General features: G+C 70.6%; 12 protein-coding genes. 4 read left to right on the top strand and 8 right to left on the bottom strand.

Annotated elements, in window-relative coordinates; translation table 11 throughout:
* Window positions 1-181: 181 nt before the first annotated feature.
* The 3 genes from ligA to AC2DFQ_RS04320 form a co-directional block, all read right to left on the bottom strand.
* Window positions 182-2,509, bottom strand: a complete 2,328-nt coding sequence (ligA, locus tag AC2DFQ_RS04310; RefSeq protein WP_484533040.1) for an NAD-dependent DNA ligase LigA — start codon at window positions 2,507-2,509, stop codon at window positions 182-184.
* Window positions 2,510-2,762: 253 nt separating this feature from the next.
* Window positions 2,763-3,860: a tRNA 2-thiouridine(34) synthase MnmA gene (gene mnmA / locus AC2DFQ_RS04315; protein ID WP_484509066.1), complete on the bottom strand. Its 1,098-nt coding sequence runs from the start codon at window positions 3,858-3,860 to the stop codon at window positions 2,763-2,765.
* A 238-nt stretch (window positions 3,861-4,098) separates the two neighbouring features.
* Window positions 4,099-5,277 (bottom strand): cysteine desulfurase family protein, encoded by a 1,179-nt coding sequence (locus AC2DFQ_RS04320; protein ID WP_484533041.1) that lies wholly within the window; start codon window positions 5,275-5,277, stop codon window positions 4,099-4,101.
* Window positions 5,278-5,330: 53 nt separating this feature from the next.
* Here AC2DFQ_RS04320 and glgX point away from each other — a divergent pair, with 53 nt between their 5' ends.
* The 3 genes from glgX (at window position 5,331) to glgB (ending at window position 11,747) form a co-directional block, all read left to right on the top strand.
* Complete coding sequence (gene glgX / locus AC2DFQ_RS04325) at window positions 5,331-7,418, top strand: glycogen debranching protein GlgX (RefSeq protein ID WP_484533042.1); 2,088 nt, start codon at window positions 5,331-5,333, stop codon at window positions 7,416-7,418.
* Between the two features lie 73 nt (window positions 7,419-7,491).
* On the top strand, window positions 7,492-9,570 hold the full coding sequence (locus AC2DFQ_RS04330; RefSeq protein ID WP_484533043.1) for a maltotransferase domain-containing protein: 2,079 nt from the start codon (window positions 7,492-7,494) through the stop codon (window positions 9,568-9,570).
* Window positions 9,567-11,747, top strand: a complete 2,181-nt coding sequence (gene glgB, locus AC2DFQ_RS04335) for a 1,4-alpha-glucan branching protein GlgB (protein ID WP_484509062.1) — start codon at window positions 9,567-9,569, stop codon at window positions 11,745-11,747. The genes AC2DFQ_RS04330 and glgB overlap by 4 nt, the downstream gene beginning before the upstream one ends.
* A gap of 90 nt (window positions 11,748-11,837) precedes the next feature.
* On the opposite strand, the gene AC2DFQ_RS04340 is transcribed toward glgB, so the two are convergent.
* A complete protein-coding gene (locus AC2DFQ_RS04340; protein WP_484533044.1) occupies window positions 11,838-12,797 on the bottom strand; it encodes a tetratricopeptide repeat protein in 960 nt (319 codons plus the stop codon).
* The gene (locus tag AC2DFQ_RS04345; RefSeq protein WP_484533045.1) at window positions 12,794-14,656 is read right to left on the bottom strand and encodes a DUF8094 domain-containing protein; all 1,863 of its coding nucleotides are present in this window, start codon (window positions 14,654-14,656) and stop codon (window positions 12,794-12,796) included. Before AC2DFQ_RS04345 ends, AC2DFQ_RS04340 begins: the two co-directional genes overlap by 4 nt.
* Before the next feature lie 177 nt (window positions 14,657-14,833).
* Between AC2DFQ_RS04345 and AC2DFQ_RS04350 the strand changes: the two genes are divergently transcribed.
* Window positions 14,834-15,901: an AI-2E family transporter gene (locus tag AC2DFQ_RS04350; protein WP_484509059.1), complete on the top strand. Its 1,068-nt coding sequence runs from the start codon at window positions 14,834-14,836 to the stop codon at window positions 15,899-15,901.
* Between the two features lie 3 nt (window positions 15,902-15,904).
* Here AC2DFQ_RS04350 and AC2DFQ_RS04355 read toward each other — a convergent pair whose 3' ends face one another.
* From AC2DFQ_RS04355 to AC2DFQ_RS04365, 3 genes are read right to left on the bottom strand one after another with little or no spacing between them, the layout of a single operon-like run.
* Window positions 15,905-16,630 carry an alpha/beta hydrolase gene (locus AC2DFQ_RS04355; RefSeq protein ID WP_484533046.1) on the bottom strand — a complete coding sequence of 242 codons (726 nt, stop codon included), beginning with the start codon at window positions 16,628-16,630 and terminating at the stop codon, window positions 15,905-15,907.
* A gap of 1 nt (window position 16,631) precedes the next feature.
* A complete protein-coding gene (locus tag AC2DFQ_RS04360) occupies window positions 16,632-16,916 on the bottom strand; it encodes a hypothetical protein (RefSeq protein ID WP_484509057.1) in 285 nt (94 codons plus the stop codon).
* 3 nt (window positions 16,917-16,919) lie between these two features.
* The gene (locus AC2DFQ_RS04365; protein ID WP_484533047.1) at window positions 16,920-17,654 is read right to left on the bottom strand and encodes an aggregation-promoting factor C-terminal-like domain-containing protein; all 735 of its coding nucleotides are present in this window, start codon (window positions 17,652-17,654) and stop codon (window positions 16,920-16,922) included.
* Window positions 17,655-17,699: the final 45 nt, after the last annotated feature.

The following is a 17,699-nucleotide window of genomic DNA, read 5'->3' on the forward strand; positions in this document are numbered from 1 at the left end:
CCCTGAGCCTGTCGACGGGCCCGGCCGGACCTCTAGAGCGGCAACGTCGGACGCTTCGACAAGCTCAGCGACCCACTCCCTCCCCCGCTACACCCCGGCCGGTCCCTGAGCCTGTCGAAGGGCCAGGCCAGTCCCCCGAAACGCCGAGGCCGGTCCCTGAGCCGTCGAAGGGTCCGGCCCGTCAGCCCGCGTCCGGTGCGATCGCGTCGAGCGCTGCGGGACCTTCCGTCACGAGGACGTGGAACTGAGCGGCGTCGATGATGCGCAGGCCCAGTTCCTCGGCCTTGCCGAGCTTCGACCCCGCTCCCGGTCCCGCGGCGACGAAGTCGGTCTTCTTCGAGACGCTGGATGCCGCCTTGCCGCCGGCGCGGAGGATCGCCTCCTGGGCGCCGTCGCGCGTATACCCCTCGAGCGAGCCGGTGGCGACCACCGTGACCCCGTCGAGGACCCCGCCGCCCTCGGCCGCCGCTCCGGGCCCGGGGTGGCCGGGCGTCGTCAGTTGCGCGCCCGCCGCAGTCCAGCGCTCGACGATCTCCCGGTGCCAGTCCACCGCGAACCAGTCGGTCACCGCATCCGCGATGATGCCGCCCACGCCCTCCACGGCGGCGAGCTCGTCCCGCGAGGCTGCGCGGATGGCATCGACCGACCCGAACCACTGTGCGAGGGCGCGCGCAGCGACCGGGCCGACGTGACGGATGTTCAGCGCCACGAGGAAGCGCCACAGCTCCTTGGTCTTGGCCTTCTCCAGCTCCTCCAGGAGCGTCACCGCCTGCGCCGACGGCTGCGGTCCGGTCGCGCCGGTTTTCTTCTCCGCGGCACTGGGATTGCGCCGGAACGGCGCCCGCCGCACGGGATCGCCGGTCTTCTCATCCACACGCGGCTCGCCCGTTTCGGTGTCGCGGACGATCACCTCGATCGGCACGAGCTGGTCGAGCGTGAGGTCGAACAGCCCGGCCTCGGTCTCCAGCGGGGGCTCCTCGGGCACGCTCGGCTGGGTCAGGGCGGCCGCGGTCACCTCGCCGAGCGCCTCGATGTCGAGCGCGCCGCGCGAGCCGATGTGCTCCACCCGTCCGCGCACCTGAGCGGGGCACGCCCGCGTGTTGGGGCAGCGCAGGTCGATGTCGCCCGCTTTCGCCGGGCTCAACGGGTAGCCGCATTCCGGGCACTCGGTGGGCATGACGAAGGCGCGTTCGCTGCCGTCACGCAGTTCCACGACGGGGCCGAGCACCTCCGGGATGACATCACCGGCTTTTCGCAGCACCACGGTGTCGCCGATGAGCACTCCCTTGGCCTTGACGACGTCCTGGTTGTGCAGCGTGGCCTGGCGCACGACGCTGCCGGCGACCCGGGCGGGGGCCATCACGGCGAACGGCGTCGCGCGGCCGGTGCGCCCCACGGACACCACGATGTCCAGGAGCTTCGTGTTGACCTGCTCCGGCGGGTACTTGTACGCGATCGCCCAGCGCGGCGCGCGACTGGTGGCGCCCAGCTCGTCATGCAGCGCCAGCTCGTCGACCTTCACCACCACGCCGTCGATCTCATGCTCGACGGCGTGGCGGTGCTCGCCGTATTCGGTGACGAATTCCAGCACGCCGTCGATGTCATCGGAGGTGCGGAAATAGGGGCTCGTCGGCAGTCCCCACTCCGCCAGCAGGCCGTACACCTCGCTCTGCGACGACACCGGGGGCGCCGGCCACGCCCCGATGCCGTGCACGAACAGCCGCAGCGACTGCAGGCGAGCCCTCCCGGCCTCCAGTTCCAGTCCGCTTTTCTTCTCCAGCTGCTGCCGGAGTCCGCCGCTGGCGGCATTGCGCGGGTTCGCGAAGGCGGGGAACCGTCGAGCGGCGCTGCGGGTCGCCTTCTCCTCGTCGCCGCCGCGGGCGAGGGAGTCCGCCAAGACCCGTTCACGCAGGCGAGCCTGAAGAGCGTTGAGTTCGTCGAAGGCCGCTACCGGGATGAACACCTCCCCGCGCACCTCCACGAGCGGCGGATGGCCCGTACCGGAGAGGCGCTGCGGGATCCCTGCCACCTGCAGCGCGTTTCCGGTGACGTCCTCGCCCACGCGCCCGTCCCCGCGGGTGGCGGCGGAGGTGAGGACGCCGTTCTCGTAGCGCAGGCTGATCGCGAGTCCGTCGATCTTGAGCTCGGTGAGCCAGCGGATCGGCCGGCCCGCGGAGGCCGCGGTCTTGACGCACCAGTCACGCAGTTCGTCGGAGCTGAAGACGTTGTCCAGGCTCAGCATCCGCTCGGCATGCTCGATCGGCGCGAACATCGTGCTCTCGGCGGCGCCCACCGACTGCGTGGGGCTGTCCTGCCCCTGGAGTTCGGGATAGAGCCGCTCGATCTGCTCGAGCCGCCGCATCCACTCGTCATAAGTGGCGTCGTCGACGATCTCGGCGTCACGCCCGTAGTAGGCATCGCGCGCGTCGACGATGCGCGTGGTGAGCTCTGCCGCCTGCGCGCGCGCCTCGTCGAGGGTCAGGTCGGGGAGTTGGTCACCGTTCGCCACCCGGCCAGTCTAGGGAGGGCCACCGACGCCACCCCGCCCTTGCGCATGTCTCACTTCCGGCACCACATGTCTCACTTCCGGCACCGCATGTCTCACTTCCGGCACCACATGTCTCACTTCCGGCACCACATGTCTCACTATTCGCCGGAATCGGGCCCGCACACTGCAATTGGTGAGACATGGATGGCGCGGGCCGGCACCGCCGGGCGGACGAACGCGGGCGGCAGGGGAACCGCGCCGGCGGGGCACGGGCTCAGGCGGGAACCGGTACCGCAGAAACCGTGCGGTCGATCGTGAACTGACCGATCACGCGGGTGCCGTCATACAGCACCGCGGTCTGCCCGGGTGCCACGCCATCGAACGGCTCGTCGGGCGTCACCGCCAGGGTGCCGTCGGCCCACACCGCCCGTGCGGGCACGGGATCGGCGTGCGCCCGGATCTGCACGTGGCACGCGAAGGCGCCTTCGCGGGGCGCGCGGCCCGCCCACGTGTACCGGCTGCCGGAGATCTCCGCGGTGGCCAGGGCCTCCTTCGGCCCCACGACGACCGTGTTGCTCACCGGGCGCACTTCGAGCACGAAGCGGGGCTTGCCGTCGGGAGCGGGCGTGCCCAGCTGCAGTCCGCGGCGCTGCCCCACGGTGTACGCGGCGGCGCCCTCGTGAGAGCCGACCACCGCGCCGGTGCGGTCGACGATGGCGCCCTGTTCGGCGCCCACCTTCTCGGCGAGCCACCCCCGCGTGTCGCCGTCGGGGATGAAGCAGATGTCGTGACTGTCGGGCTTCTGCGCGACCGTCAGGCCGCGCGCCTCGGCCTCGGCACGCACGAGGGCCTTGGACGGCGTGTCCCCGAGGGGGAAGTAGGTGTGCGCGAGCTGCTCGGCGGTGAGGACGCCGAGGACGTAGGACTGGTCCTTCGCCGCATCCGATGCCCGATGCAGCTCGCGGCCGTCGGGCCCGTCGACCAGAGCGGCATAGTGCCCGGTACAGACCGCATCGAAACCGAGCTCGAGCGCCCGCTCCAGGAGCGCCGCGAACTTGATGTGCTCGTTGCACCGCATGCAGGGGTTGGGTGTGCGACCCGCGCGGTACTCGGCGATGAAATCGTCGATCACGTCTTCGCGGAAGCGCTCGGAGAAGTCCCACACGTAGAACGGGATGCCGAGGCGATCGGCCGCGCGGCGCGCATCCATCGCGTCCTCGATCGTGCAGCATCCGCGGCTGCCGGCACGAAGGGTCCCCCCGGCGCGGGAGAGGGCCAGGTGCACGCCGACGACGTCGTGTCCCGCCTCCACGGCCCTCGCGGCCGCGACGGCGGAGTCGACGCCACCGCTCATCGCCGCCAGGATCCGCATGACTCCCAGTCTACGAGCGGCACCCCTGTACGGGCGCCGGGTGCGCCGCCAGCTCCCGGCGTGCCCGGCCGCGGCCGGATCATCTCGGCCGCTGCCGTTCAAAACTCAGGAGATTCGGCGCTGTACCGGCCCGTCCGGCCCATCCCCTCGGCGTGTCTCCTGAATTTTGAACGTGTCCGGCGGGGCGTCAGCGGCCAGGGGCCAGGGGCCAGCGGCGAGCGCGGGCGGCGGCCAGGGATCAGCGGCGAGCGCGGGCGGCGGCCGATGCGGCGCGCGCGTACGCGTCCGGAAGGGCCGCGAGGAACGCCGCGACATCGGCGTCGGTGGAGGTGCGCCCCAGCGTCAGGCGGAGCACCGAGCGCGCCTCTCGGTCGGTGCGTCCGAGGGCCAGCACGACGTGCGACGGTTCGGCGACGCCGGCCTGGCACGCCGATCCCGTCGAGACGGCGATCCCGGCCTGATCCAGGAGGAACAGCAGCGTCTCCCCCGCCGCATCCGGAAACAGCACGTGCGCGTTGCCGGGCAACCGGTCCACAGGATCTCCCAGCACCTCGGCGCCGGGCACGCGCTCCCGAATGCCCCGGAGGAGCGTGTCGCGCAGGGCCGACAGACGCGCGGCCTCCGCCTCCCGCTCCGCTTCCGCCAGTTCGGCCGCCACGGCGAACGCAACGGCTCCGGCCACATCCTGGGTTCCCGCGCGGAGGCCCCGCTGCTGGCCGCCGCCGTGCACGAGCGGACCCAGTCGCACCGAACGCGACGCCACGAGCGCCCCCACACCGACCGGTCCGCCGACCTTGTGCGCCGACAAGCTCAGCGCCACCAGCCCCGCACCGTCCGGGGCGTCTCCCCGCCACGCCGCGAAATCGATGGGCACATGACCGAACGCCGAGACGGCGTCCAGGTGCAGGGGCACGCCCGCGTCGGCGGATGCGGCGGCCAGCGCCGCGGCATCCTGCACGGTGCCGACTTCGTTGTTGGCGACCAGAGCAGTGGCGAAGGCCGCATCCCGTGCGGCGGCGCCGAAGGCGTCGGGGCGGATCCGGCCCACCGCATCCAGCGCGACCCGTGAGAGCACCGCGCCCTCGTGTGCGACCAGCCACGCGATCGCGTCCAGGGTGGCGTGGTGCTCACCGTCGGGGAGGACCACGGTGCCCGGGCGGTCGCCGCGTCCCCACCACAGGCCCTTGACGGCCGTGTTGATCGATTCGGTACCGCCGGAGGTGAAGACCACCTCCACCGCGTCGCTGCCGATCACCGCCGCCAGGCGCTCGCGGGCCTCCTCGAGCAGGCGGCGGGCGGCCTGACCGCCACCGTGGATCGAGGACGCGTTGCCGCCGACGGATGCGGCCGCGAGCCACGCGTCGCGCGCCTCATCCCGAAGCGGCGTCGTCGCGGCATGGTCCAGATAGACCGACATCGCCACCTCCCGCCGTAACGCGCCCGACCCACGGCGTAACTACTGTAGAACGCATGGAGCGGCTCGACCCCCCTGCGCGACGACCCGCTCCGGTGGGCGTGGAGAGCGCCGCCTTGGACGACCTCGGGGTCAGGCAGGGTCCCGACGGCGGAACCCTGCGCGTGTGGTCGGCCCATGCCGACGCGATCGAACTCGTGATCTTCGACGACACCGACCTGGACTGGGCGGTGGCCGCCCTCCCGCTGTCCGACGTCGGCGGTGGCGTGTGGACGGTGACGACGGAGCTCCTCCGCCCGGGAGCCCGGTACGCGGTGCGCGCCGACGGCCCGGTGGGCGCGGGCCAGCTGTTCAACCGCGAATCCCTCCTCCTGGATCCCTACGCGCGCGGCATCGTGACCGGCGGCTACGGCGACCACCGGGGCGTCGTGGTCGACGGGTCCTTCGATTGGGGAGGCGTGACGAAACCGGGCGTGCCGCTGGATCGCACCGTCATCTACGAAGGCCACGTGAAGGGCCTCACCAAGAAGCACCCGGGCGTCCCGCCCGCCCTTCACGGGACGTACGCGGGGCTCGCGCACCCCGCGATGATCGACCATCTCCTCCGGTTGGGGATCACCACCGTCGAGCTGCTCCCCGTCCACGCGTTCGTGACCGAGCCCCGTCTGCTCCACCTCGGGCTCGCCAACTACTGGGGGTACAACACCCTCAACTTCTTCACGCCCCACTCCGCGTATGCCACGTCCGAGAGCCAGCGCGGAGGACCCGAAGCCGTGCTCCGCGAATTCAAGGGGATGGTGCGCCTCCTCCACGAGGCGGGTCTGGAAGTCATCCTCGACGTGGTGTACAACCACACCTCGGAGGAGGGGGTCGGCGGTCCGCGGACGAGCCTGCGGGGACTGGACAACCGCTCCTACTACCGGCAGACCGACGACGGCACGTATGTGGATGTCACCGGATGCGGCAACGCCGTCAACACCGCGACCGATGCCGCCGCACGACTGGTGCTGGATTCGCTCCGCTACTGGGCGAACGACGTGCAGGTCGACGGGTTCCGCTTCGACCTCGCCGCCACGCTCGGACGCGACGCCGGACACGTGTTCACCCCCGACCATCCGCTCCTGCGCGCCATCATCGATGACCCGGCGCTGGCGGGAGTGAAGAAGATCGCCGAGCCGTGGGACGTCGGGTTGGGCGGCTGGCAGACGGGCAACTTCGGCACCGGATGGCACGAGTGGAACGACCGCTATCGCGACGACGTCCGCAACTTCTGGCTCAGCGACGTCGACTACGCCCGCCGCGCCGACACGTCCCCCGCGGGTATCGGCGGGTTGGCCACCCGCCTTGCCGGTTCCTCCACCACGTTCGGCACCGAGCGCGGTCCCCTCGCCGGCGTCAACTTCGTCACGGCCCATGACGGCTTCACGCTGCACGACCTGGTCTCCTACGACGTCAAGCACAACCTCGGCAACGGGGAACAGGGCCGCGACGGTGCGGACACGAACCGATCCTTCAACCACGGGATCGAAGGGCGCACCGACGACGAGCGGATCCTCGCCACGCGCCGGAGGGCCATGCGCAATCTCCTCGGAACGCTGCTGCTGTCGGCCGGCATCCCGATGCTCACCGCGGGGGACGAGGTCGGCCGCACCCAGCGAGGTAACAACAACGCGTACTGCCACGATTCGCCCCTGACCTGGCTGTCGTGGCAGCACGCGCCCTGGCAGGACGATCTCTTCGCGCACACGCAGCGCCTCCTTCAGCTCCGCCGCGACAACCCGGCCCTGCGCCCGATACGGTTCGCCGGTGTGGGCGAGCGGACCCCCTCGGCCTCTGTCATGGAGTGGTTCGACGAGAGCGGCGAGACCATGTCGCTCGAGCGATGGACGAACCCCGCTCACCGGACGCTGCAGTACGTCGCCGCATCCACCCCGGAGCACGAGGCGCCCAACCGCATCCTGCTCGCCGTCCACGGGATCGAGGCGCCTGTGGACGTGACCCTCCCGCAGCTCGCCGGCGCGGAGCGGTTCGTCTCGCTCTGGTCCAGCGCGGACGAACGCCCGCATACGGACGCGAACGCGTACGCACCAGGCGACGTCGTGACCATGCCGGGCACATCGATGCACCTGTTCCGCGTCCACTGATCGCACCACCGGTCGCTTGTCAACCGTCCGCGGTGCTCCCGGTCGGCCGCGACGCCCGCGGTAAGTTCGACACGTGGCTCCTCAGACGCGATCCCCGATTCCCCGTCCGTGGCGCAGCGGCAGTGCCATCCCGGAGCGCCCGGCGGTCTCCACCGCCTCGCTCACCGTGACACCGCGCCTCCCGATCGTCGCCCCGCGGCCGTCCGTGCCCGGCGGCCGGTACCGGCCATCGGCCTACGTCGAGGAGGCGGTGCCGTTCACCGTCACGGCGTTCCGGGAGGGGCACGATCTCATCGGCGTCCACGTCCGGCTCTTCTCCCCCTCCGGCGATGAGTCGCTGCACCGTGTGTCCGCGCTGGACAACGGCCTCGACCAGTGGTCGACGCTCATCGTGCCCCTCGAGCAGGGCATCTGGCGCTTCCGGTTCGAGACCTTCTCGGATGACTTCGCCACCTGGCAGCACGCCGCCGAAGTGAAGATCGCCGCCGGCGTCGACCCCGCGCTCATGCGGGAGACCGGTGCGCTGCTGTTCGATCGCGCCGTCGCGGACAGGAACCGACCGCGCGCGGAGCGCATCGCGCTCCAGAGCGCGGCAGCGGCCCTCCGCGACCCGGCGATCACCGACGAGGCGGCCCTGGGCATCGTCGGCGACCCCACGATCGCCGGGTACTTCGCCGAGCGACCGCTGGCGACCCTCGGGTCGGTCGGCGACGACCTGGAGCTGCTCGTGGAGCGGCAGCGAGCCGGCGTCGGCTCGTGGTACGAATTCTTCCCCCGCTCCGAGGGCGCCCGCACGCTGAAGGACGGCACGATCGAATCCGGGACGTTCGGTACGGCAGCCGGTCGGCTACCGGGCGTCGCGCAGATGGGTTTCGACGTGCTCTACCTGCCGCCGATCCATCCGATCGGCACGACCAACCGCAAGGGCCGCAACAACACCCTCGACCCGCGACCGGAGGATCCGGGTTCCCCGTGGGCGATCGGATCGTCCGCGGGCGGTCACGACGCCGTGCACCCCGACCTCGGGACGCTCGCCGATTTCCGCGCGTTCGTCCGGGCGGCCCGTGCCGAAGGCCTCGAGGTCGCACTCGACCTGGCACTGCAGGCCTCGCCCGATCATCCGTGGGTGACGGCGCACCCCGAGTGGTTCACAACCCTCCCCGACGGTTCGATCGCGTACGCGGAGAATCCCCCGAAGAAGTACCAGGACATCTATCCGATCAACTTCGACAACGACCCCGAGGGGATCCGCGCCGAAGTGCTCCGGATCGTCCGCCACTGGATCGCCCAGGGCGTGGAGATCTTCCGGGTGGACAACCCGCACACCAAGCCCTTGCAGTTCTGGGAGTGGCTGATCGCCACGGTCAATGCGGAGCATCCCGATGTCGTCTTCCTCGCGGAGGCGTTCACCCGTCCGGCGCCCCTGCAGGGCCTGGGGATGGCCGGCTTCCAGCAGAGCTACACCTACTTCACGTGGCGGAACACCAAGGAGGAGCTGGCGGAATTCTTCACCTCCCTCGCCACCGAGACGGACGATTTCCTCCGGCCGAACCTCTTCGTGAACACCCCCGACATCCTCACCGAGTACCTCCAGTTCGGCGGCCACGCCGCCTACAAGGTGCGCGCGGCCCTCGCCGCCACCGCGGCCCCCACATACGGCGTCTATGCCGGGTACGAACTGTACGAGAACGTCGCCCGCCCGGGGTCCGAGGAGAACATCGACAACGAGAAGTACGAGTACAAGCTCCGCGATTGGGAGGGCGCCGAGGAGCGCGGCGAATCGCTCGCGCCCTACCTCCGGATGCTCAACAGCGCCCGCCGCGCGCATCCCGCGCTCGCGCAGCTGCGGAACCTGTCAGTGCACTGGAGCGACGACGACGCCATCCTCGTCTACTCCAAGCACCTGGATGCCGCGCTGTCCCCGACCGGGGTCTCGGACACGATCCTCGTCGTCGCCAACGTCGACCCGCACTCCGTGCGCCACACGACGATCCACCTCGACACCACCGTCTGGGGCATCGCGCCCGGCACCCCGTACGAGGTCGAGGACCTCGTCACCGGTGCCGTCTGGACCTGGACCGATCACAACTACGTGCGCCTGGATGCCTTCACCGAACCGGTGCACATCCTGCACGTGAAGGAGCTCCGATGACCGGTGTGACCACTCCCGATGCCGGCCTGCTGGACGCCGTCGCCGCCGGAACCCACCACGACCCGCACGCCGTTCTCGGCGTCCAGACCGCCGACGACGGGACGTGGCTGATCCGCACCCGCCGGCCGCTGGCCACCACCGTCGTCGCGAACCTCGCCGGCGGCACCGAGGTGCGTTTCGAGCACCTCCGCGCGGGCATCTGGGAGGCCGCCCTCCCCCGCCACCCGCGCGCCTACACGGTGACGGCGACCTACGAAGACGGCTCCGAGTACACCGTCGACGACCCGTACCGGCACCTTCCCGTGATCGGTGAGATGGATCTGCACCTCATCGGCGAGGGCCGTCACGAAGAGCTGTGGCGCGTGCTCGGTGCGCACGTCCGCACGATCGACGGCTCCCGTGGTGTGGCGTTCACCGTGTGGGCCCCCGATGCGCGGGCGGTCCGCGTGATCGGCGACATGAACGGCTGGGACGGCACCGGCCACGCCATGCGCTCCATGGGCGGAAGCGGCGTGTGGGAGCTGTTCGTCCCGGGGATCGGCGCCGGCGAGACGTACAAGTTCGAGATCCTCACCCGCCGCGGCGGATGGATCCAGAAGGCCGACCCGATGGCCCGGTACGCCGAGAAGCCTCCGGCCACCGCATCCGTCGTCGCGCACTCCACCTACGTGTGGGAGGACGACGCGTGGATGGCCAAGCGTGCGCGCACCACACCGCTGTCCTCCCCGATGTCGATCTACGAGATCCACCTCGGCTCCTGGCGTCCGGGGCTGTCGTACCGCGACGCGGCCGATCCGCTCATCGAGTACGTCACGGCGCAGGCCTTCACGCACGTGGAGTTCCTCCCCCTCTCCGAGCATCCGTTCGGGGGCTCCTGGGGCTATCAGGTCACCGGCTACTACGCGCCGACGAGTCGGTTCGGCGAGGCGGACGACCTCCGCTACCTCATCGACCGCCTCCACCAGGCGGGCATCGGCGTGATCATGGACTGGGTTCCGGGGCACTTCCCCAAGGATGCCTTCGCCCTGGCCCGCTTCGACGGCGAACCTCTCTACGAGCACCCCGACCCGCGGCGCGGCGAGCACAAGGACTGGGGCACGCTGATCTTCGACTACGGGCGCAACGAGGTGCGCAACTTCCTCGTGGCCAACGCCCTGTACTGGCTGGAGGAGTTCCATGTCGACGGCCTCCGCGTGGACGCCGTCGCCTCGATGCTGTACCTGGACTACTCCCGCAACGACGGCGAGTGGGCTCCGAACCAGTACGGCGGGCGGGAGAACCTCGAGGCGATCCGGTTCCTGCAGGAGGTCAACGGCACCGCGTACAAGCGCTACCCCGGTATCGCGATCATCGCCGAGGAGTCCACGAGCTTCCCCGGTGTCACCGCATCCACCGATCATGCCGGTCTCGGCTTCGGGCTGAAGTGGAACATGGGCTGGATGAACGACTCGCTCCAGTACATGGCGCGCGACCCGCTCTACCGCGCGCACCACGAGGGCGAGCTGGCGTTCTCGTTCGTCTACGCCTTCAGCGAGAACTTCGTCCTGCCGATCAGTCACGACGAGGTCGTGCACGGCAAGGGGAGCCTGTTCGGACGGATGCCCGGCGACCACGCCCAGAAGCTCGCCAACATGCGCGCGTTCCTGGCGTACATGTGGGGCCACCCCGGTAAGCAGCTGCTGTTCATGGGTCAGGAGTTCGGACAGATGTCCGAGTGGGCCGAGGGGCGCGGGCTGGACTGGTGGATGCTCGAGCAGCCGTCGCACGCGCAGTTGCACGACTTCGTCGGGGCGATGAACCGCGTCTACGTCGAGCAGGCGGCACTGTGGTCGCGGGACTCGGACGGGGCGGCGTTCACCCGGCTGGGTGGGCCCTCGTGGAACACGAATGTGCTCGCCTTCGCCCGGCGCGACTGGCACGGGAACACGGTCGCAGTGGTGTGCAACTTCTCCGGCGAGCCCATCACCGGATACGAATTGACGCTGACCGAGGGGGGCGTGTGGCGTGAGATCCTCAACACCGACGCCTCCGAGTACGGCGGCTCGGGGATCGGAAACCTCGGACTGGTCCGCGCCGAGGAGGACGGCCGTGCGGTGCTGACGCTCCCGCCACTGGGCGTGCTGTGGCTGCACCACCGCAAAGACGCCGCCCGCCTCCCTGCCACCGGCAAGGGCTGATCGCCTTCGCGAGACCACCTCGGGCCGACGAGAACACCGCGCAGTGCGGGATTCTCGCCGGCCCGAGGTGTTGTTGCCGGGTGGCCCGTGTCAGAAGAGCAGCGAGGCGAGCCTGCTGCGGGCGCGGATGACGCGCGGGTCGGCGTCTCCGACGAGACCGAAGAGGTCGAGCAGCCGTTCGCGCACCGGGGGCCGCGCGTCCCCCGAAAGGGCGGCGAACAGGTCGAGGAGGCGGTCGAACGCGTCCTCGACGTGGCCGCCCGCGAGGTCCAGGTCGGCGACGACGAACTGCGCCTCCACATCTGTGGGATCCGCGCCGGCCGCATCGCGGGCCGCCTGCAGGTCGGCGCCCTGAATGCGGTCGAGCAGCCGTACCTGGCCGAGCCCGGCCCGGGCATCCTCGTCGCGGGGGTTCTCCGCCAGCGCCTGCTCGTAGGCGGCGATGGCGCGGGCGTAGTCGCCGCTCTCGATCGCCTCGAACGCCTCTGCGTGCAGCGGCGGAAGCGGCGCCTCAGCGGGATCGGCGGGAGCATCGGCGCCGTCCGTGTCGGCGACGGTGACCGTGCCGCTCACGCCGTTCTGCGCCGCAACCTGGAGGAGCTGCGCGAACACCTCGCGGACCTGCTGCTCGGGGACGGCGCCGGTGAACAGCGGCACCGGCTGGCCGCCGACGAGCGCGACCACCATCGGGATCGACTGGGCGCGGAATCCCTGGGCCAGCTGCGGGTTCGCATCGACGTCGACCTTGGCCAGGACGAGGCGTCCGCCGAGCTCGGTCACGACCTTCTCCAGGATGGGGCTGAGCTGCTTGCACGGCCCGCACCACTCCGCCCACAGGTCGACCACCACCGGGACCGTGCGGGAGAGCTCGAGCACCTGCCCGAAGGTCTCGTCGGTGACGTCCATGACCAGCGACGGCACGGTTCCCCCGCCGAGGGCGGGGGCGGCCGAACCCGTGGTCGCGGGCGCGGCGGGCGCCTGCGGGCGGTTTCGGAGTGTGGACAGGTCGACGGCGCCACGCAGGACGGAGCCGGGCTGAGGAGTACTCACTCGATCACCTTCGCTTCCAGGATGTTGGATCGGTAGCCCAGGAGGCGGATCGGTTCGTTCGTCCCCTCCAGCGGCACGTAGAAGAACAGCTGGTCGCTGTAGGTCGTGCGGAACCCGGTGGCCGATTGCTCGACACCGGTGAGCGCCCGGACGGCGGGGTTCTCCGGCAACCGGATGACCGCGTCGGGGTTGGTCGGCTTGACCTCGTCGCTCTCGTGGACGTCGACGGCGACAATGGCGCCTCCGTCCTGGGTCGTGAGCGCGAGCGGCGCCGTGACCCCGGGGGCCGAGGTGAACTCCAGTGTCGACGTCTCCGCACCGGTCTGGTTCAGCAGGTCGAGACGCTCCTGCTGGTTCTGGCGGATGCTGGCCAGAAGCAGGTCGCCGGTCATGTCGAAGTCGCCCCAGTACGGGCTGTTCTCGGCGTTGTTGATGATGTCGGAGTAGGCACCGGCGATCTCGTCGGGACGCAGCCGCAGGAAGGGCGAGTCCGGCGGCGCCAGGACCGTGCCGACGTACTCCGCCGGCAGCTCGGGAAGCGTTGTCGCGGCCTCGAGGCTGGCGATGAAGCGCGCCTTGTAGTCCGACCACGGATCGGCCTGTGTCATGACCATGATCGTAGGGGCCACCGTCGAATCGTCCGGGTTTTCCACCACGGTCATGAACGAGCGCGGCCACCCGTCGAAGGCCTGCGGCAGAACGATCTCGACGGGGCTGTCCGGAATCGGCGCCAGCGCCGTCTGCTCAGGCAGCTGGCCGCGCAGGGTGTAGTTGGTCTGCCGCTCGGTGAGGGCCGGACCCTCCAGCCGCGCGGCGGCGAGCTCCGGGTCCACCGCGGCATCCGCCTCGGCGACGGTGCTGGAGATCCGCGTGAGGATGCGCTCGGCCTGCGTCTCGGTCACCGCGGGCGACTGCTGGCCCTCCGGGACGATCACCGATGCCGTCGGTGACGGGGTGGGCGAGGGGGCGAGGTCGGGCCACGCATCGGCGGAGCAGCCGGCGAACAGCAGCGCCCACACCGCCACCGCGGGGATCACCGTGAACGAGCGACGTCCCGGCAGGGCGCGCCGTCGTCCGGCGCTGATCACACCCTTGTCGGCGCCCTCCACGGCCACGTCGATCGGCTCCGTGACGGGCATGGGGAGGCCCTTGCGACGCGGCCCGCGGGAACGCCGCGCATGACGGATGCCGAGGAGGTAGAGGATGACGCCGATCACCAGCACGACGCTGCCGCCCACGATGAGCGGACCCGCCCAGGGCGTGCTCCGCTCGACCGGCCACGTCAGCGTGACCTGGGAGGGGGCCGGCGCGGTGCCGTCCGAGGCGAGGAGGACGCTCATGGTCTCGGGGAGCTGCAAGGGCGTGGAGAGCCGTCGCTCCTGCTGGAATTCGTCGAGCCAGAGGTCTGAACCCACGGGCGTGCGTGTTTCCGTCGCTTCGGTGGCGGCATCCGCCGGCTCGGCGGCAGTGGCATCGGCGGCAGCGACATCGGCGTCGGCGTCGGTGGGAGCGGCCGTCGCCGCAGGGTCGACCGCCTCCGGCTCGACGACCTCACTGTCCAACTCGCCGTCGGTGCCGACCGTGACGTGGTTGTACGGCACATCCGACAGCCACGCCTGCACATCAGCGGTGCGGCCGTACGCGGCGAAGACGGTGCCGTCACCCTCCGCCGTCAGCGTCTGCGACCCGGGGAGGATGTTGAGCACCGCCCCATCCACCAGGGTGTATGCCTCATCCCCGGCGGTGGGGAGAGTGGCACTCCCCGCCTCCGGAGCCTCGAAGACCGTGCGCGAGGCGATGCCCGCGCCGATCATGAGCGCGGCAAGGATGAACGCCACGACAGCCCACACGAAACGCACGAAATCCAAACCTTCCCGATGGCGGCCCGTCGGGTCGGGCCACGCATACGACATTTCAGACTAGCGGGAACGACCTGAAAGTTGCCCAGGAGGGAGTCCCTCCCGTGATCGGAGGCGCGGCATGCGTATTCTGACGGAAGAGATTGCGGCTGTCGGCCGCCCCCGGACAGGAGAGCCGTGAAGATCCACAACCCGTTCCGCGTCGCACTGGTCGCGACGCTCGGCGTCGGCGTCGGTCTTCTGCTGATCAGCAGCGTCCAGACGCTGTCGACGATCCTGCTCTATGTGGGGACGGCGCTGTTCCTCTCCCTCGGCCTGGATCCGGTGATCTCGTGGCTCGAGCGACGCAAGCTCCGCCGTTGGGCCGCTGTGCTGATCACGATCCTCGGTGTGCTGGGGATCTTCGCCGGCATCATCCTCACGATCGTTCCGGTGATCGTGGACCAGATCGCCCAGCTGGTGGAACGGATCGAGGAGACGACGCGGACCATCGACTGGGAGGACGCCCTGCCCGCCGCGCGGGAATGGGCCCAGTCCGTCTTCCCCGCGCTCGACATCGACGTCGTCTGGGGATATATCGAGGACTGGTGGGGGTCGCTGGACTTCGGCGAGATCTCCACCAACATCGGCAGCGGCATCTTCGCCGTCGGCGGGGCCGTGGTCGTCGGGTTGGGCGGAGCGTTCATCGTGCTCATCCTGACGATCTACTTCACCGCATCCACGCCGTCGCTGAAGGCCGCCGTCTACCAGCTCGTCCCCGCGTCCAAGCGGGCGCGATTCATCGATCTCGCCGAGCAGATCACCGACTCGGTCGGCTACTACGTGATCGGTCAGGCAAGCCTCGGCGTCATCAACGGCGTGCTCAGCGCGATCCTGCTGACGATCATCGGTGCGCCGTTCCCGGCGGTGCTGGCCGTCATCGCGTTCTTCTTCTCACTCATCCCGCTCGTGGGCACGCTCACCGGGTCCACGCTGATCGTCCTGACCTGTCTCGGACTGAGCTCCCCCACGACCGCCCTCATCGCCGCGATCTACTACCTCATCTACATGCAGATCGAGGCCTACGTGATCGCGCCGCGCATCATGAACCGTGCGGTGGCCATCCCCGGCGCCGTCGTCGTGATCGCAGCCCTGGCCGGCGGCTCGCTGCTGGGTCTTCTGGGAGCGCTCGTGGCCATCCCCGTGGCCGCGAGCATCCTGATCATCTACCGCCAGGTGGTCATCCCGCGGCAGAACGAGCGGTGACCCTCACGCGGACGAAGGCGGGCCGTCCCACGTGGTCGGCAACGGCAGCGCCGCGGGATTGACCACCCCGACGATCTCCGACAGCACGCGGCGGGTCTGGCTCTCCCCCACCCACAGATGCTTGCCGCCCTCGACCGGGATGAGCCGGGCCTGGGGTACCGGTCCGAAGCGCTGGGCCGCCTCGGCGGGACGCAGGTAGTCGTCGAACTCGGGGACGACCACCACGAATCCTCGCGCGTCACCCGCCCATGCAGCCACCTCCTCCTCGGTCGTCCGGTGCAGCGGCGGCGACAGCAGGATCACGCCCTCCACATCGTGCTCGAGGCCGTACTTGAGCGCCAGCTCCGTGCCGAAGGACCATCCGAGCAGCCACGGATGCGGCAGGCCGCGGTCGGCGGCGAACCGCACGGCTGCGGCCACGTCGTGGCGCTCGGCCTCCCCGTCGTCGAAGGCGCCCTCGCTCGTCCCCCGCGGGGAGCTCGTGCCGCGGGTGTTGAAGCGGAGCACGGCCAGGTCGGCGAGAGCGGGCAACCGCGATGCCGCCTTCCGCAGGATGTGCGAGTCCATGAACCCCCCCGCGGTGGGAAGCGGGTGCAGCGTGACGAGGGTGGCGACGGGGTCGTTGCGCTCCGGCATCGCCAGCTCTCCGACCAGCGTCAGCCCGTCGTCGGTGTGCAGTTCGACCTCTTCCCGCCGCGCGGGGAGCTCGACGGGTCCGCGGATTTCCATGTCAGCCGATCCTCCAGCAATACGTGTGCCAATGCCGACGCGCGGCCAGGTCGGCGGCGTCCCCGAGAACCCCGTCGGCTCGCCACACGACCACGTGTGCCACTCCGGGTTCGACGGTCTTGCCGCATCCGGGGCACAGGTACGGCTTCTGCGCCGAACCGGCCGGCACCGGCTGCACGAACCACTCCGCGCCACGACGGGTCTCCGTGCGCTTCCACCCCGCCATCAGGCGCGCCAGCGAGTCGTCGCCGGACGGGTCGGGTCGCCGTCGATTCGCGCGCGGCACGGGTCAGTACCAGCCGCGGCTCTGCGAGCTCGCCCACGCGCCGCACGGGTCGCCGTAGCGCCCGCTGATGTAGCCCAGCCCCCACGTGATCTGCGTGGCCGGGTTGGTCTCCCAATCGGCTCCAGCACTGGCCATCTTGCTGCCGGGAAGGGACTGCGGGATTCCGTATGCGCCGCTGGAGGAGTTGTACGCGTTCACGCGCCAGCCCGACTCCTTCTGCCAGAGCGCCCGCAGACAGGCGAACTGGTCGTCGCCCCAGCCGCGGGCGCGCACCAGGTCGTACGCGATCGCCTGCGCGGTCCCCGGGTCGGGCGCCACGAAGGGCGGGGCCCACCCGGCGCCGGAGGTGGCCGAGGCCGAGGTGGTGCGCGCAGCCGGCGTGGGCGTCGGCGTCGGCTTGGGGGTGACGTAGACGGAGTAGCTGCTGCGCTCGAGCGCGGCCGGCGTGATGCCGCCGGCCGGAAGCGCATAGTTCTGGATGTCGGCCAGAGCGCTCTCGTAGAGGGACACGCGGCCGGGGTCCACCTCGGCCAGGGCAGCACCGGTGGGAACCACGGAGGCGGCGACGAACGCGAGAGCGGAGAGCCCGGCGAACACCGCGAGCACCCCGCGGCGTCGCGACCACCGGGGCGTCTGCCGCGGCGGAGTGGCGGGCGGGATCACGTCGACCGCGGCGCCCTGCGCCCTGCGGACGAGCGGTCCGGAGCTGGCGCGCGTCATCTCGGTGCCGGAGGTCACAATGCGCCTGATTCTACCCGTCGACCGCCGCGCGTGTCATGCTCC

The sequence above is a fragment of the Microbacterium sp. Z11_20 genome (genome assembly GCF_057197605.1).

Coding starts and splice junctions, on each gene's coding strand:
- mnmA (WP_484509066.1), bottom strand. CDS start 3,860: ATGCGGATCCTGGCGGCGATGAGCGGTGGCGTCGACTCCGCCGTCGCG.
- AC2DFQ_RS04320 (WP_484533041.1), bottom strand. CDS start 5,277: ATGTCGGTCTATCTGGACCATGCCGCGACGACGCCGCTTCGGGATGAG.
- glgX (WP_484533042.1), top strand. CDS start 5,331: ATGGAGCGGCTCGACCCCCCTGCGCGACGACCCGCTCCGGTGGGCGTG.
- glgB (WP_484509062.1), top strand. CDS start 9,567: ATGACCGGTGTGACCACTCCCGATGCCGGCCTGCTGGACGCCGTCGCC.
- AC2DFQ_RS04355 (WP_484533046.1), bottom strand. CDS start 16,630: ATGGAAATCCGCGGACCCGTCGAGCTCCCCGCGCGGCGGGAAGAGGTC.